This window comes from Rhizobium sp. BK176 (assembly GCF_024808055.1).
Genome location: NZ_JANUBV010000001.1, coordinates 790,978 through 806,746, shown reverse-complemented (window position 1 = coordinate 806,746; position 15,769 = coordinate 790,978). Strand labels below are relative to the sequence as shown.

14 protein-coding genes are annotated in these 15,769 nt (G+C 56.4%); 6 read left to right on the top strand and 8 right to left on the bottom strand.

Going from position 1 to position 15,769, the window contains the following annotated elements:
* Positions 1–271: 271 nt before the first annotated feature.
* The gene (locus FHT76_RS04535) at positions 272–1,627 is read left to right on the top strand and encodes a hypothetical protein (RefSeq protein WP_259184553.1); all 1,356 of its coding nucleotides are present in this window, start codon (positions 272–274) and stop codon (positions 1,625–1,627) included.
* Between the two features lie 53 nt (positions 1,628–1,680).
* On the opposite strand, the gene FHT76_RS04530 is transcribed toward FHT76_RS04535, so the two are convergent.
* On the bottom strand, positions 1,681–2,874 hold the full coding sequence (locus FHT76_RS04530) for a Fic family protein (RefSeq protein WP_259184552.1): 1,194 nt from the start codon (positions 2,872–2,874) through the stop codon (positions 1,681–1,683).
* A 522-nt stretch (positions 2,875–3,396) separates the two neighbouring features.
* Between FHT76_RS04530 and FHT76_RS04525 the strand changes: the two genes are divergently transcribed.
* The 3 genes from FHT76_RS04525 (at position 3,397) to FHT76_RS04515 (ending at position 7,767) form a co-directional block, all read left to right on the top strand.
* On the top strand, positions 3,397–4,110 hold the full coding sequence (locus FHT76_RS04525) for a hypothetical protein (protein ID WP_259184551.1): 714 nt from the start codon (positions 3,397–3,399) through the stop codon (positions 4,108–4,110).
* Positions 4,111–4,325: 215 nt separating this feature from the next.
* Positions 4,326–6,323, top strand: a complete 1,998-nt coding sequence (locus tag FHT76_RS04520) for a hypothetical protein (protein WP_259184550.1) — start codon at positions 4,326–4,328, stop codon at positions 6,321–6,323.
* 124 nt (positions 6,324–6,447) lie between these two features.
* Complete coding sequence (locus FHT76_RS04515) at positions 6,448–7,767, top strand: hypothetical protein (protein ID WP_259184549.1); 1,320 nt, start codon at positions 6,448–6,450, stop codon at positions 7,765–7,767.
* Positions 7,768–7,851: 84 nt separating this feature from the next.
* Here the strand turns inward: FHT76_RS04515 and FHT76_RS04510 are convergent, their stop codons facing one another.
* The gene (locus FHT76_RS04510; protein WP_259184548.1) at positions 7,852–9,111 is read right to left on the bottom strand and encodes an EAL domain-containing protein; all 1,260 of its coding nucleotides are present in this window, start codon (positions 9,109–9,111) and stop codon (positions 7,852–7,854) included.
* A 371-nt stretch (positions 9,112–9,482) separates the two neighbouring features.
* Positions 9,483–9,743 carry a hypothetical protein gene (locus FHT76_RS04505; protein ID WP_259184547.1) on the bottom strand — a complete coding sequence of 87 codons (261 nt, stop codon included), beginning with the start codon at positions 9,741–9,743 and terminating at the stop codon, positions 9,483–9,485.
* 228 nt (positions 9,744–9,971) lie between these two features.
* Here FHT76_RS04505 and FHT76_RS04500 point away from each other — a divergent pair, with 228 nt between their 5' ends.
* Positions 9,972–10,418 (top strand): hypothetical protein, encoded by a 447-nt coding sequence (locus FHT76_RS04500; RefSeq protein WP_259184546.1) that lies wholly within the window; start codon positions 9,972–9,974, stop codon positions 10,416–10,418.
* A gap of 25 nt (positions 10,419–10,443) precedes the next feature.
* On the opposite strand, the gene FHT76_RS04495 is transcribed toward FHT76_RS04500, so the two are convergent.
* From FHT76_RS04495 to FHT76_RS04475, 5 genes are all read right to left on the bottom strand, one after another.
* Positions 10,444–11,415, bottom strand: a complete 972-nt coding sequence (locus tag FHT76_RS04495; RefSeq protein ID WP_259184545.1) for a hypothetical protein — start codon at positions 11,413–11,415, stop codon at positions 10,444–10,446.
* A gap of 30 nt (positions 11,416–11,445) precedes the next feature.
* On the bottom strand, positions 11,446–12,066 hold the full coding sequence (locus FHT76_RS04490) for a hypothetical protein (protein WP_259184544.1): 621 nt from the start codon (positions 12,064–12,066) through the stop codon (positions 11,446–11,448).
* A 122-nt stretch (positions 12,067–12,188) separates the two neighbouring features.
* Positions 12,189–12,941 (bottom strand): hypothetical protein, encoded by a 753-nt coding sequence (locus FHT76_RS04485; RefSeq protein WP_259184543.1) that lies wholly within the window; start codon positions 12,939–12,941, stop codon positions 12,189–12,191.
* 202 nt (positions 12,942–13,143) lie between these two features.
* Positions 13,144–13,995 carry a hypothetical protein gene (locus FHT76_RS04480; RefSeq protein WP_259184542.1) on the bottom strand — a complete coding sequence of 284 codons (852 nt, stop codon included), beginning with the start codon at positions 13,993–13,995 and terminating at the stop codon, positions 13,144–13,146.
* 135 nt (positions 13,996–14,130) lie between these two features.
* Positions 14,131–14,556 (bottom strand): HEPN domain-containing protein, encoded by a 426-nt coding sequence (locus tag FHT76_RS04475; protein WP_259184541.1) that lies wholly within the window; start codon positions 14,554–14,556, stop codon positions 14,131–14,133.
* Positions 14,557–14,821: 265 nt separating this feature from the next.
* Between FHT76_RS04475 and FHT76_RS04470 the strand changes: the two genes are divergently transcribed.
* On the top strand, positions 14,822–15,769 hold the full coding sequence (locus FHT76_RS04470) for an ADP-ribosylglycohydrolase family protein (RefSeq protein ID WP_259184539.1): 948 nt from the start codon (positions 14,822–14,824) through the stop codon (positions 15,767–15,769).

Sequence of the window (15,769 nt, the reverse complement as noted above, 5' to 3'; positions counted from 1 at the left end):
TGGTCGAGGTTGGGATTGCTTCGGGGTTCGGCTCTGTCCGATAACAGTGCTTATCGGCCAGCGCCGATCATTTGGCGGGTCCAAGTGATTCGCTTTCAAATTGTCGAACAGAGCCAGCAATGGACAGAAAACGACTGAGAATGCAGCTGTATCTTTGTTTTTGACGTACCGCTGGGATGCAAAAACATCCAATAAGGACAAGCGTTGACAAGCCACGAGATTCGGGTCTGGTTACTGCAAAATTTTTCGCAATGACAGAAAGACATCATCAATGGCGCAGCGTCGGCAAGGCACATCAAAGCTTGAAATAGCGTTCGGAACAACGGTCGGGCCGGTCATCGATTCCATGAATGAGGAAGAAAGGAAAAATCTCTCATTACCATTCGCCGCGAAACTAAATGATACCTCTCAGATGCTGATCGCCGGTTGGGCATCAGATCACAAGATATCGTTTTTTATCGTTTTCGATGGCAGACAAACGCTTTTCACTCGAACCAGACACGCACCACCAATTCCTGAGAAATCACGGGATTTGCCAAGCTACGTTGATTTCCTTGAGCAGGAGGTGGTGCTGGCCGTGCGTCAGGTTGTTAAAGGCGTCATCGAATTTCCAGAAGTTGATTGGTGGGATAAAGCACGTTGGTCTCGGGATGAACTTGATAAGGGCGTAGAGCGAGCCAGAGAGGAACTTAAAGGGAAGTTGGCCTCGCATCACGACGCTGTTTTCACGTTCATCACCGGATTTCTTCCTAGTGACACTTCGGCTCTGCTGGAAAAAACTACAGTTGGCCTTGAACACCTAAACGCACTAAACACTGCCAGAGACACTGGTACTGGTGAAAATTTAGCCGCGCAGGAACTTCTTTTCTACCCGGCTATCGCTGGCGCGGCGCTCGAAAACAAGGACATTGCGAAGGAACTAGCTCGGGGAATTTCTCTTGAGGAGGCCTTCGAAAACGCATTTGACCTAGACCACGAGGGATGGCGGGTACTGTCTCTTTTGGAGCAGAGCAAGATTGCGAAATACGGTCAGGAATATCTGTTCCCCGTGATGATGATCGCCCTGTCAGTGATAAACGAGGAAGTCCTAAAGAAAGTAGAAACCGCTGAAGACGCCAGATCGCTTTATGATGTCATCGAAACATTAGTTTACGTGATTTTAGACGCCTACGTTCCAGCCGGAAGCAACTACGCCGACAGCCACGTAAATATGGGGTTCATCGTGGCATACCTTATAAACGAAGAAGTATCACCTGCGGAAATTTCCGTACCAGAGCGGTTCCACTCGGTTTTCCAATTAATTGCGGAAAGAACAATACATGACGCCTGCGTCCCCGCACTGCGCTCATTCGACAAAGGAACGAAGGCGATGGGTGATTGGGAGGGGATAGGAGGCCTGGTCATGCAAAATTTGATATGGCAATTGGGACTGCGCCAGGCAATTGCTATCGTTGACCGCTATCAGGGTTCACTAAAATATGACTCTCTTAGTGAAGTCGAATCAATAGCGTTGTCGCGGATTGCGGCAGAAGCCCTAGCTATGGCTTTTCCTGCATTGACCGAGCGAGAACGCGGCCTTGCTGTGATGACAGACCTGCCCAATACACTGACATGGAGGCGAGGCTAGTTCTTTGCATCACGCGCGGTAACGAACTGGTTAAGAACTGGGTTCCCAGCCAGTCAGTCCTCTGGGAAAAGTCCAGGCAGGAACCGCATCGCCAGCTCCACCGGGAACGCCAAGCGAAGAGGTGACCTCGACGTTTCAGACTGTACGACCCCGGACTTGATCAGGGCCGCCGTCAAACGACGGGCTGACCTTTCGCTTGCCCCCATCAGAGTCATGACATCGCCGCGTTCGAGTTCTCCCCGGTAGAGGATGGCTGTCAGGACCGCGTCGGACCTCGGCGGGAGCATTCCTGCACGCGTTTCCTCGCGCGCCCAGGTCAGTACCCGGTCTCGCATTTTGTGAGGCTGCATCAGACCGCTCATGAAATCCACCTGATCGATGCAGGTCTCGAGAAAGAAAGCGGAGAAATCCGCCAGTGCACCCTCGCTGAGTGACCCTCTACCGTCGAGGCTGCCACGGCGCGGCTCGTCGCACGACTGGAGGTGCGCCTTGTATTCCTTCTCTCGACGAGCGAGGCCGCGGGCGACAGACCATAGGCCTTTGGTGCTGATCGCAGACCTCAAAGCCGCATAGGACACAAGCCTCGCGACGCGGCCGTTGCCGTCCAAGAAGGGGTGGACCCAGAGGAGACGGTGGTGGCCGCAGGCTGCGATCAAAATTCTGTCGATCCTACCCGCCGACTTGTAGCCCTGCTCCATGCGAGCGAGAAAGCGGGGTACTGAACCGGGGCTGATAGCCACATGGCGACCGACCTTGACGTCTCTCGACCTGATAGCGCCTGGCTCCACCGATACCTTTTCGTCGCCATTTCCGGTCTCGACCAGCAGAAGTTCCGGAGGAAGCAGCTCGCAGAACCGCCTGTGAATATCGCAAATCGTCTCGGTGGAAAATGGCGAGGAACTGATACCGTCGTCGTCGATCCACTTCTGGACGGTGATGTGGGCGCGGGCTTCCAACTGGAGATCACGCTTCTTCGCGTCATCGCTATAGTCGTCGTGCATCGCCCGTTCGATATCGATCGGGTGAGTGTTGTGACCTTCGATGAGATTGCTGTAGTAGCAGTTCATCGCCCTGACGAGATCGGCGAGAGAGTCTGCTATCGCGGGAGGCAGTGACGACGAGAAGGCAGCCGATTTTTCTGCCAAGGACAGCGCTAGGTCGTTTAGGTGGGGTCGCGACTTGGCTCCCTCGGAAACCGTAAGCGGTTCGAAGAGACCGATGCTTTCGCCGTCGTCGCGAGCTGTCATATTAGGCCGCCTTTTTGGCCGCTTCTTTGGCCGGGTAAGAGAACGAGATTTCTTTATATATAACGGTAACTAAAGGAAATTGTAAGGGGCGTCGTGGCCTGTTCTTTGGCCGCTTCAATGGCCGGGTGAAAATGCATCTTTCACCCGGTGAGTGCTCAATCTTTATCTCAAACCGGTCGCCGCACCAGAATCTGGTACGATCGATCCAAAAAATGGTGCGACTGGGAGATAACGCACCTTCCAAGTGTAAGGCCACTCAAGGCGTGTTACGTAACGCCGCGCGAGGATATAGCCGACAAGGCCGGAACGGTGCCGCCTCGGCCCGCTGGGGGTCAGGTTCATGGTGGGAACAGGTACGAACAGTGACGCCTAGAAAAAGGGTGGCCGATAATACGGGTTATCGGCCTCACAAAATAATCACCAAATTGATGAATAATCCACAAGCAGTTGAATTCATTGTATTTTATTGACTTCACGTGGATTGGGTGCCATCTGTTCCAGCGAAAGTAGGAGCAAGCACCAGTGACGGCCGCAGCCAACCGCGACTTCATCAGACGAATCCATGCCGCGATCGACATGAACCCGGACGCCCCATCTGGCCATGGGCGGCAAAAGTGGTTGCGAGATCGGATCATGGCACGCGCGGGAAAGGACCTCAGTCCAGAGGCTGTCAGAAAGTGGTTTGCCGGGGAAGCAAGGCCGCGTCGGGCAACGATGGCTATTTTGGCCTCAGCGCTGAATGCCGACCTGGCGTGGCTTACGCTTGGAGATCGAACTGAGGCGGTCAAGAGACAGGGTGTCGAACATTCTAGTGCAGCGACCGGTCTGACCAACCTAGTCGCCGGGATGATGCAGACAGCGGGACGTGTTGTAGAGTTCGACAGTCAGCCAGGGCAACAACCGATCGAAGACTTCGTGGTCTCGCGCGGTGCGGTACGCGCTAGAATCCACGTGCGGCGCATCCCTGTCGTGGGAGACGTTGACCTGGTCATTGATGCCAGCAGGAGGGTCGGAAACGACTGGCTCGTCGTTGGCAGGCTACTTGGAAGCACGTCGGTGCCATGGAGTTATCAATGTTTCGCTGTGCATTCCCAATGGCTGCGCAACTGCGAAGAAAACGGCATATACCGTATGCGTATCTCCGCTGCCGAGAAGGTGATGCTCGACTGGCACCCTCTGGAGTTGCTCTCATTTGACAGCGGCGCTGATTTGGCTGACGTGTCAGCCGGAAGGTGACTGCCGTTTTGCGCTTGATTTTCCGGAATAATTTGGCATGGTGCGCAAATCGGCACTCTGGATGTCGCGTCGCCCGCAAGCACGAAGCCAAAAGCGCTCCAATGGACTGCAACGTATTTTACATCAGCCCGCTTCTATAGTTGGGCATGAATGGAATGTTTCACCCCTTTGGTGAACCTCGCGGGCTGGTTCAACTACTAAAGGAGGATGAAGACATGCCAATCAACGTCGTTGACCGAGAGCAGGTCAAAAAAATCGCATCAATCATAAAGTCGAGGTGCAAAAAGGCTGGTCACGTGATCACGCTTTCAGCTTGCCGCGACATTGCCGCCCGCCTGTACGGGTACCTTAACTGGAATCACCTTCTCAAACGAAGTGTCGATAGAGAAGGTAACCATTTTAGCTGGGAGGAAGTTCAAGGTTCGTTCCTGAATTCGCTTCGGCGCGAGCCGCTTCCGCCAATAGTCATCGACGAGATCATGGAAGTATTGAAGGAACACTTTGCCGCCCAAGGCAAAGGTTCGACGGAAGACGTTCGGGGTCAACCAAATGAGATGCGTGCTGATTTGGACAGGATGTACGCTGAAGAGGACTTCGATGGGCTACTAGAGGCTATACTCGATATTTCGCCTTCCGTATTGGGCAAGTTCGACAGTGGCTTTTTCGACATGGTCGATGAGATCGTGAGAAGAAATCCAGAAGCAGCGCTTGCCCTCTCGAACATCATACCGGAATCTGGATCGCCTGATGTCGATATGAAAGCAAGATTGGCCAGATTGCAGCTCGGCATCGGCCGATCAGATGCCGCAGACCCGCATTTGCACCTCGCGATGGCGCTCCTGTTGATCACGTCCAACCGCTCGGAGGCGTTAACACATTTAGACGCAGCCTTGGAAGCTGGATGCCCAGACGCGCCCTATGTTGCTGGCATGTTCGCAGAAACGGAAGCGCCACCAAACCTCACAGAAGCAATGGAGCATTATCAAGCTGGATTCGAGGACCACGATGACCTTATGTGTGGATTGGCGATCGCTAGACTGTTGTTGTCGGAAAACGCCCTCGATCCAGCAGATTACGATTACGACGCAGAAGAACTGCTGGAGGAACTGGGGGAATTCGACACGGCTGAAGGCGACCAGGCGCGATCGATGTTGAATATGCTGCATGAAGCGCGCACTACACCTCGCGTACTTTCTGAAAAGGTCATCCCGATCAGCAGTAAAAGGCCGAAGCTGGTTCGGGACGCCATAAAGTCTTACTTCGACATATCCATCGAGAAAGCCGAAGCGGCAACCGCGAGCCTTCATGGGTTCGAAAGTTGGGGGCGTTTGTTGAACGCTGCGAAAGACCCCAGAACGATCAAGGGACCATTCGACGAAGACTTGGACGCGCCAAGGTTTGTTGCAAGGCGAAATGCACAAGTCGGGGTGCTTAGAATGCACGTCCCGATCGACCAGTACTTTGGTGAAATCGCAATCCCAATGCTGGGAGCGACAAGTAGACAGGGTAGACCGTCCTTGAGGAAGCTCAAAGAGACGGCTTCGAACAGGCTCATACCCTTCGATTCAAGAAGCATGGAAGAGAGTATGAAAGAATTTGTGAAGTCTGCGGGCATAGACTTCGACGGCAGTTCGACAGAATTTTTCAACATGTTGCGATCGGCTAAGCCCATCGATCCCGAAGTTTGGTGCGAATACCTCCGCGACACATGCAAATGGGACATCCGTGAAATCAAACCGTCGCCGACGATCGGAGGGTCGAAGGTGGCTCAGGTCAAGGGCGAGGGGCGTTCGTTCGACGTTTATATGATTGGAGCGGCATATGAGCCGGGAGACCGAACGGATTTGTTGGTCGACAAGATGATGAAGGATATCGATCAGAATGGAGGCGACGCAATTTTACTGTTCTCGAAGGTCGCGGTCTTCCGCGGCAAGAAATCCAACTTGGGAGTCCTTTATGGTGGACGGATGAGGTTGGACAGCAACTGGACAGATTTCACCGTCAGGCCAAACTGCGGGATCAAAGGGGCCATCGATCAGATCGGACATTTTCAGTATCCGCCCAATGATGAATTTATCAGTCGCTTCGGGTTTTCCGATTATCTGGAAGCCGGAGCATGGATTTCGGCAAATTCCGCGGAAGGTCCTGACGGGCCGATCAAATTCGGTTTGATCAGCATGGCCTCTGGGTGGACCTCATACGTCCGAGCTTGAAGCATTTCGCGTAAACCCCATGGCCGGTAACGCAGGTTATCGGCCATGGGCCTCGTGTCCGGCCTTCGATCTTGCAGCCTCCATGGATATCCTTGGGTCAAATCTCGATTCGAGTGCTCAGCCCATGAAACTATCCTTCGAACTTCCTCTCCTCGTTCGCGGCAGGCAAAAGGCCAGGTCGAACATCTCGGACATCTACTGCACGACGACCTTCTCGTCTGAGATTGAGGAGATTTCCCTGCGAGAGATGGAAGTCGTCTTCGAGGTTCAAGACAGGTTCATGAATCACGATCGGATCAATCGTTCGCAGGCTACGGCAATGGGAAATCCGATGGCATTCCCGACGAAGGCATTTAGGCTGAGAGCGTACGATGGAGCGGTATACCGTCGGGTGTCCGCCTCAGTATCTGAAGCGATCAAGCACGGGCTGTTCAGCACGCCGTTCGACGACACGATTTCCGGTCGGCTTGCCAACAATTACCAGCAGCGCGGGGGATGGCCAGCTGATCACGGGGGCGACATCTCCCCTGTCAGACTGCCTGGCGGCAACAAGCCGCTCGCCCGCCCTTTAACGGACGAATTCGAATGGCGGCTCGACAGGGAGAGCGTTCACGGGCTGAAGTCAAAGACGGCGTGGCCACGACCGCCGTTGCGGGCAGAGGACTACTCGAAAGGCTGGCACGCCCACCGCAACGCGATCAAGTTCGCCGATTTGGATATTCGGGACCTCATCCAGGAGGACCTCGAACTCGCACTCGCGATGTACAGAGTGCAGGCCGACAAGCTGGTCATTGCCGACGGGCAGGTTTGGGTGAAATCGCGACCGCCCGCTTACCGGGTGCAGCGCATACCGGGAAGGTTCAAAAGCGCTCCGACCTTCATCGACGTTTCAATGGTCACGGCCCCGGAAGGGTATGTCGGCGACCTCAATACGCAGCACTTCTCGCTCCGCGACGAGGATGAGGCGATCGAAGCCGCGCGTGTCATGTACGGAAACGAAGCCGATTGGCCTGAAGGATTCAATCGGGAGCTGTCAGACTTCAGGAAGCCGTATGACTGTGTGGAAGAGAGCCTGCTCGACTACGACTACCAGCAGGAGGAGATCAACCGCTTCGGTTACACCGCGGCCGTGGAATGCTGGAGCTATCTGAAGCGGAACCCTGCAAAGGCAGAGACGCTGGAGGCCCATCAGATCGCGCTGATCGAGGCGGCTTACGAAGACGTCGGGCGAGTGAACCACGTCCTCGGCATTCACCACGACATGACGGACTATGTTCCCGGTCTCGAAGCCGCATGGAAAAAGCTCGGACATAGGCAAATCCTGACCGGCGGGCAGGGACTTCAGTACTACGCCGAGATGGCGGCGGAACGGGCTCTGCGATACGTCGAGAACACCCCTATCACCCTCAACCTGCAGCCAACCGCGTCCGCACCGAAGATTTGAGTGTTGCGGCGCACTGCCGGAAACAGAACCCCGAGGGTCGAGGCTACACCTGGAATGTGAGAGAGAGACGCGTTGAGGACGACCCTAGAAGTCGGCCGTGGGCGCGACCTGCGGTTCCAGCCGCGACGCGATGGCAGCCTCAACGACCGTCTCTATGGCGATCGGGCGAGCAAGCAGGAACCCTTGCCCGAAGTGAACGCCGAGGCGTCTAAGGACCGACAGTTCGTCTTCGGTCTCTACACCCTCCGCCAGCACCACGCAGGAAGACAGGCGGGCAAACTCCATGATGCCGGCAAGCCAAGCTTCCTTCATCGGGTCCTTGTCGATGTCGTTGATCAGGCTGGCGTCGATTTTGACCAGGTTGGGGTTCATCTTGAGGACATGGCGAATGTTGGCGTAGCCTGACCCCATATCGTCTATCGCGAGCCGGACGCCCAGGGCGCGGACGGGAACCAGCGCCTCGGCCAACTTGGCGTAGTCCTCGACGATCTCGTGTTCCGTAATCTCGAGGTAAATCTGATTGCAGGGAAAGCCCGAGAACAGATGGACGAGGTCGAGCTCGCACGCGAGGGACGGCGATATGTTCAGACCAAGTACCAAGCCTGCCTTGAAGCCCGTCAAGAAGCGGGTGAGGGAGTGCCTGATGGCCAGTTCCGACAGCGCGCGCTCCAGACCGACGTTGGCCGCCTCCGCGAACCACTTGTCAGGAGAACGGAACGGCTCCATGGGAAAACGCGAAAGAGCCTCGGCACCGACGATCTCCTTGGTCGAAAGGCGATAGACGGGCTGATAGCAGATATCTGGCAATCCCGCGGCGATTGCCGTCTCGATCACCACGCGACTGATATCGTTCTTGCGGTGCGCGTCGAGAAGAATGTCGAGATGGGAGCCGATCAAGTCAGCGACGGCTCGCATGACCTGCAAGTCACGATCCCCAAGTCCGGGGACCGGTCTGACGCCGAGGCAGCACAATGTGCCATAGATGCCGCCGTCCTTTAGCGGGATAGGCACGCTCATGTGAGCGCCGATCGGGAAGGCTTCCGTTTCGGGCTTGGCGACAGCGGCCGACACCAGGCCTGTGTCGGGAATGAGCTCAGGGAGGCGGCCTTCTACGACATCGAGGCAGTAGCCGTCGGAGAGCGGTATCACCTGGCCAAGGGAAATCTGGGATTCATCGGCCTCGACATCCAGGTGCTTGATAACCCGGTTCTTGCCCTCGAATTCCGATATGAACGCCACATCCAGACCGAGAAACTGCCTCAGGGTATGAAGCGTGCGGTCAATACACTCGGTGGTTATTTGCTCGCGGCTGGCGCGGGCATCGATTTCGATATGCGAGTTCACATATTTCCCCTTTTCAACCGCGTGTAGATGAAGGGGCCACCGTTGGCAAGTGGAGTCGGCGTTTAGCAAGACCTAATAAACAGCAGATTTATGCGGTTGTTGCTCAAACACATCGAATCGAACCCGTTTTGTTCGCAGCAACGAAAGAAAATTGCGTACCGATGAAACGTTTAAGCGGACTTCGAATGGTAGACGCCGAAAGAATCACTGTAACGTTTCAGTCGCTTATAACGCTTGTTATTGTCGAAAAACTTCAGCCTCCAGCGTCTGCGACCATGCATAAGCGGCAAAGGCTTCGCACAATACTTCGGAAAAATTAACCTTTTTGGCGATCTAGTCGCCGATAGAGCCATCGCAGGACTTCCCCGTTGTCAGAACTTGTACGCGCTGAAGGCTCGATTGAGCGCGTCAAGCTTTGCAAGGTCCCGCGAGACGCTTTCGCGATCGATCAGGTGTCTGCGGCGAGCGAACTCTTCGCGTTCCTCGGTCGTCAGGAATTTGGATGCACGTGGGTCCGACATCGCGAAGGTGACGGCGTCCTCGCCACGCTGGCGACACTCGATCACCAAAACCCTCAGACGTTCCTCACTGGATGCCCGGCTTCTTGTTCCTGCCCGTTTGTTGCTGTCCACCGTATCCCGCTGCGACTGTTGATCAGGCCAACCGGATAGCGGCAGAACAGATAACGGTTGGTTAGCCAGGCGGATAAATGCTGCCCTAGTGAGCAGTTTGGGCAAACACACGGCGCTTTCTGCCAGACACGGCCGATGAAGGTAGATGCCGGCCACACCTGGCCACTGGACAACCGACGGTGATGCCGCCACCTTTGGAGGGTTATCCCTCCAATTTACGAGACTTCGATGTGCAGTGACGAGGCGGAACTAGCCAGACTGACCGATGCCGTGCGCTTCACGCTGTCCGATCACCAGAGGCTTCTGCGCAAGAGCGACGTCGAGGGCATCTGCCACAGCACGGACTTGTGCTTCGAATACTCCGCCATCGTTCGCTGCGGTCCATGTGCCGTGAAACAGGCAGCCGAACACGGTGTGACGGTCATCGACGATGTCGGTTTTTCTGCCGACGTATGCAGGCTCCGCCGCCGGCTGACGGTCACGGAGACCGACGTCGGTTCCTTGCGAGAGGCTTTGCGACAGGTAGTTCAGGACTACGACGCGAAGACCGCATCGCCTACGGAACTTCGGGATGTGATCGGTGAAAACGTTGTACGCTATCGCGAACTATCCGCGCACAAGGAGATACTGACGGAAGACGAGGTCCTCGTCCGCTGGGTCCGCGACCGAAAGTAATTATCGGCCGCTGACCTTTGCCTTTTTAACGGAGGGCAGGCGCTCTCGCTGTCTGAGACAGGGTGGGGGAACTCCCCAGGGCCAGTCTGATCGCGCTGGCGCGGCCGCTGAAGGTTCCCTCGGGCGAACCGATGACGAGCTTGGGATCGAGTCCTGACTTTTCGAACCAGTCGAGGATCGTCTCGAATGCGGCAGTCTCCGTGTGCCGGGTCCAGCCCATGACGACACCGTTCTTTTCCGTAATATGCTCGGCGATCTTCCAGGCGAGTTCGTAAGGTCGTGCGGAGGTGATGGACAAGGCATCCTCGAGTTTGGTGTCCAATCTTGGCCAGCTGAACTCCGTACGTTCGCCAACAGCGCAACGCACAGGGGTCAATTCGGCGAAGTCGTCAACGACGACTACGGATTCGGGCTTCTGTTCCATGCATCTCACGGCACAGTACAGTTCGATCGGACCCATCGGCGGATGGAAACGAAACTCGTCACCGATGTCGAGGTTTTCCTCAACATCGAAGTCTCGCTTTTTGGCTTCTATCCGGTGTTCTTCCATGAACTGGGCGAACGGCTGGCGCTGCGGGTGCTCCGACCACTTCCTGGCATCCATAACGATCTGCTCCAAGTCGCGGTGTCTCGATATAATGGACGCTTGAAGCGGATCGTCGACATCGAGATTGCGGGTGGACCAGGCTTGTTCGGCAGATCGACGAAGCCTCTGCATGTCGTAAGAGGCATTTTGTTCGATGTGAAACACGGAGGGGTTGGAAGCCAGCTCCGTATTGACCACTTCCCGGGCGGCCGTGATGTCGGCGACCGATGCCCCTTGAGAAAACCTGTTGGCTATTGCTACGAGTTTCATCGCGGAATCAAGGAAAACGCGGAACTGGACAGACGCTTTTGTGTCATCCTTCCCCTTGAAGGAGACCTCATATCCGTGCTCGTAGGCGCTGGCCACGCCCTGTATGTAGAAGTCCTTTTCCTTGTGCTTGACCGATTTCATAGTGGTTCCCCATCAGGCATCCGCGATGTCTCAGTTGCCCACAAGATACGGCATGGCACAAGGCAAAGGCGGAACGGTTCTGACGAGCTGCGAATAGATGAAGTGAAGGCGCGGCTCCGCAGGCTCCCGGTGCTCATACCACTGAACGGGTTCCGTCATAGGATAGGTCGGTATCCGAAGGAGTTTCGTTAGAAACTTGGATTTGTGGACGAACGATCCGTTGAGGCGTGGGATGTCCCGATGCAGCAACCTGCGGGTTTCGATCATCTTCTCGTCGTTCGTGTTGAAACGCTCCTGGGCTTTTTTGAAGCGATCAGTCTGGCTCTTCAAGTCGGAGGCCTTCAAAAGGCCGACCATCTCGTCGAACGCTTCAACCACGAGACGATCGGCGCGCGCGATATCGTCCCAGCTCTCCATCGAAATCAACGACCGATACACCGTATAAAGACGTTCGCGCCGGGCATCGTCGAAAAGGCCGTTCTCCTGAAGAACCAGCATGATGTCGAGAAGCGGTTGCTTGAACTCGACGACACCCCAGAAATAGTCGCGAAGGTCATCCTCCACATCAATCTTGAGACGCCTGATTTTGTAAAACGGGCGGGCCGTCAAATAGGCGGCGGCTGCGAACGAAGCGAATGTGACGAAGCTCATGTTGGTCTCCCGATAGTGAGGAGATTGTGGGCCATGGAGCCGTCGGCCACAACGCGCAAGCGGGCGAGGGGCCGCCAGTGCTTGCTTCGCTATGACGATGGTTGATCGATGGCAAGCACGGTTCATTGATCGAAGTGCGGGTACTTCTGCGAAGTCCGGATATCCCTCAGCGTCTGGATGTCGCAGATGGCCACATCTTCTTGTCCAGCACATTTATCCGAAAGTTCCACAGTGTATTCGTCGAACCTCTTGATGGAAACGGTGCCGTCCCCAAGTCCTCGTCTTGCGGTGAGATTTTGCGAGTATCCCAACAGAAGCTTCTCCCGATCTGTCTGCGCGATGTCCCTGATTACGGCGTTGATGACCTTGCTGTTCTCGGCCGCGACGTCGAGGCGGCCGTATTCTCCGCCGCGGGCATATGCGTATTCCGCACGGGCAGACAATGCGGCTCCCTGACCGTATAGGACCAACCCGAAGGCGCAGCACGCGATCGCCAGAGAAGCAAACGAGGATTTGTGATGATCGTAGAGCCAGCGGGCGATGCGCCCGGCAACCAGGCAGCAGGCCGTTTGGACGATGGGACCGGCGAAAGCGGCGGCGCTGGCGAAGTCATTGACGCGCCCGTCGGCGGCACTGAATAGCCATCCGGTATTCTTGTCCCACCAGTAGTCGGCCCAAAGCATGCGCCACTGTACGAATGCCCACAGGAGCGCGAGGATGCCGGCGACGGCAGTGCCCCTCCTGCCTTTCATGAAGGCTCCGAAGGTGAAAGCCGGAGAGATGACAAGGCCAACGCCAACCGAAATGGCTGCGGGCGCGATCCAACCGATAGGAAGCGCGATGTTGATGGAAGGCTTCGGAATGCTTGCGTTCATATTGCATGTCCCTCAATGACGTTTCCATCAAAGGGTGTCGATCTGCTCCATGTTCCGTCAAAGGAAATGGGGTGTCTGAACGTTGAACTCTGTGATCGTGGCGTTTCCAATGTTGCAGGGCGGATCGATTTATTGCTGACGAGGCCGAGATCGCACTTCTGGCGGCCACCCGATATTGGTGGTGCCGCCTTCCGTCTCTGGCTTAGTGCGAGGGGCCGGGAGGACGATAAACGACGACGTCTGCCGGAACCTGCGGAATGACACCCCGGCGTGGATTGAAGATGCATGTCCGGCGTTGCATGATGTCGTCGAGGATCGCTTCGTCCTGATGGATACGCTCCCGCGGGACGTTGAAGAGGTCGGCCAGCCTGATGCCTGGCTCCAAGTCTTCGACGGAGATCGGCCGCCGGGAAGCAGGGTTGAAGACGAAATCCTCCAGCCAGCTTCCAAAGCGACCGCGAAAGTCATGCTCGACAAGGACGTCCGTGATGCGCAGCCCATACTTGTCGTAAGCCACGGCAAGCGTTGCTTCGGGGGTTACGAGCATTCCGATCCTGTCAGCTCCCGTAGAAGCGTCGAGTTCGTCAACGAGTAGTGTGGAATTCCGTTCGCGCAGGATGAAGGGATGAGCATCGCCATCGTGGAATTCCTCGTCGGCGCGGTCCCTGATCATTTGAAGATATTGCATGACCTCAATCGGTGGGTCACGGGTGAGGTTGGTATGGCCGGTGATGAGGAAGTCCAATCCCCAGCCGCTATAAGTCAGCGGCTTTCCAGGCACGTCCGTTCGCGCTTCCGTTTCCTCGAGCAGGCCCGCGCGATGCATCTTGTCGAAAATGGCGCGCGGAAGCCAATGCTCGTTGCCGTCGGCATCGAGGTAGCGGCCCGCCTTCTGGTCGCCGTCCGCTGCGTAGACGAGGTAGGCGTCCTTGTAGTTCGGCATCCAGCGGGGATAGGCCGGGTCCCACACGCCGATCAAGCCGTAACGGTAGCCGCGAAAGCGGTCTGCCTGTGATGGTGTGAAGTCGGCGAGGGAGAAGCTGCGCTTGGTCATCGGATCGCTCCGTTGGATATGAAGACTGTCTCCCAAATGGTCGAAAACCACAACTCGACGGATGTAGGCACAGAGAACCGGACCGGAAAAATCGGCACCACTCCGCGGGCTCGTCGCCTGAAGTCGAGGGTCAGTTCACCCAGCTATCCACGGCTTTATGACATTGACGGAAGAGGGGGAAACAGTCGCTCCGATTGCCTCCCTGACCATCTCCGAAAACCGCTGTGCTGCGTCGAGGGCTTTCTCGGCGCGGTCTTGCTGGGCAGGGAAAGCTCCCTCGTCGGCTTCGTCACGGAGAAGAACGGCGGCCTTGTAGAAAAGCTCCAGACCTCTCGGTAGACGGCCGTCCTCGACCCACGCTGAAACGCAGTCGAGCAGGTCGGTTGGATCGCTAGGGCGACCTTGGAGGGTGATCGCAGCCTTGACGACATGAATGCAACACGCGCTCGAACGGCTGATTGCCCCATCGAAAAATCCTGAGCCGTAGAGCATGTCCGCCTCCACCAAGGCGTTGGACGCTTTCCGGAGGTGCAGGTCCGCTGTTCTGTCTCTCGTTGCCATACGCGGCAGCTCCCATTTCAAGTGAGCGAACGCTACCGGAAGCGCTTGCACGGAACACACGCAAAAATGGACCTTTTTTGGTGGAAGCATGCAACCTAACATGTTGACAGAAGACTCGAAGTCCTCACGGCAGGCATCCTGGAGATCAACCAGAGTTAGAGACCGCGAAATTTCTTAGCAAATACAGTCACGCTGTCAACCGGCCGGCATTTGGCGATGGCCGAAGCCCTGTGTGATCCTGATGCATTGTCAGCGAGTGTACAGCATGTTTGGAGCAATTTGCGGAGACGTCCTTGGAGCGCCATACGAGGTAAACACCGTCACGTTCAAGGATTTCATCCTTCTCGCCGACAATTCGAGGTTCACGGACGATACCGTCTGCACGCTGGCTGTCGCGAGTAGCATTATTGACGGCACATTCGATTTTGCGGCGTCGCTACGCCGTTGGGGAAAGCGCTTTCAGGTCCCTTACGGGCCCATGTTCGAAGCCTGGATTTGGTCAGATGAGCCGAGCAACAATTCGGCAGGCAACGGGTCGGTGTCGCGGATCGCCTCGATCCCATGGCTTGCCGACAGTCTCGGGCAAACACTGGAGTGGGCGGCCGCAAGCGCCATGACATCTCACCGACATCCTGATTCCGTCGATGCCGTCTGCGCCGCCACCGCGGCAGCGTGGCTCGCGATCGAGGGATGGCCGAAGGACCGGGTTCGCGAGGTCATAGAGGAGGCCATCGGTTATGACCTGACTACCCCGCTGGATCACATCCGACCTGACTTCGGTTTCCGGCTCCTCGCGTCAGAAACAGCACCTGTCGCCATCCGATCAGTCCTGGAAGGCAACGACTTCGAGGATGTCATGCGACTTTCGATATCGATGGGCGGCGATGCGGATACGATCGCGGCCGTGGCAGGCGGGATCGCCGAGGCCTACTACCCGATCCCGCGCGACATGCAGGACCATGTCTTCAGGCGTCTGCCGCCGGAGGTGCGTCAGGCACTTGTCGAGTTCAACGCACGCAAGCGGCAGGTGGCCGAACCTCGTGCGCCGCCCGATGCCGAGGTCGCGGCCGTGATCGAAGTGCTCCGTGAACGGGTGGGACACTGGCGGCAGCTTATCGAGGCTGGACCAATCACGTTCCGAAGCCGATGCCGCAAGATGCTCGCGAAGATGCGGGAAGCGGTCCGCCTACCTCCGACAAGCGCCGTCGGCTGA

What these genes read in the sequence shown, in the direction of transcription:
- FHT76_RS04490 (WP_259184544.1), bottom strand. Translation starts at nt 12,066, where the DNA reads ATGAGCTTCGTCACATTCGCTTCGTTCGCAGCCGCCGCCTATTTGACG.
- FHT76_RS04515 (WP_259184549.1), top strand. Translation starts at nt 6,448, where the DNA reads ATGAAACTATCCTTCGAACTTCCTCTCCTCGTTCGCGGCAGGCAAAAG.
- FHT76_RS04485 (WP_259184543.1), bottom strand. Translation starts at nt 12,941, where the DNA reads ATGAACGCAAGCATTCCGAAGCCTTCCATCAACATCGCGCTTCCTATC.
- FHT76_RS04520 (WP_259184550.1), top strand. Translation starts at nt 4,326, where the DNA reads ATGCCAATCAACGTCGTTGACCGAGAGCAGGTCAAAAAAATCGCATCA.
- FHT76_RS04470 (WP_259184539.1), top strand. Translation starts at nt 14,822, where the DNA reads ATGTTTGGAGCAATTTGCGGAGACGTCCTTGGAGCGCCATACGAGGTA.
- FHT76_RS04480 (WP_259184542.1), bottom strand. Translation starts at nt 13,995, where the DNA reads ATGACCAAGCGCAGCTTCTCCCTCGCCGACTTCACACCATCACAGGCA.
- FHT76_RS04535 (WP_259184553.1), top strand. Translation starts at nt 272, where the DNA reads ATGGCGCAGCGTCGGCAAGGCACATCAAAGCTTGAAATAGCGTTCGGA.
- FHT76_RS04500 (WP_259184546.1), top strand. Translation starts at nt 9,972, where the DNA reads ATGTGCAGTGACGAGGCGGAACTAGCCAGACTGACCGATGCCGTGCGC.
- FHT76_RS04495 (WP_259184545.1), bottom strand. Translation starts at nt 11,415, where the DNA reads ATGAAATCGGTCAAGCACAAGGAAAAGGACTTCTACATACAGGGCGTG.
- FHT76_RS04530 (WP_259184552.1), bottom strand. Translation starts at nt 2,874, where the DNA reads ATGACAGCTCGCGACGACGGCGAAAGCATCGGTCTCTTCGAACCGCTT.
- FHT76_RS04475 (WP_259184541.1), bottom strand. Translation starts at nt 14,556, where the DNA reads ATGGCAACGAGAGACAGAACAGCGGACCTGCACCTCCGGAAAGCGTCC.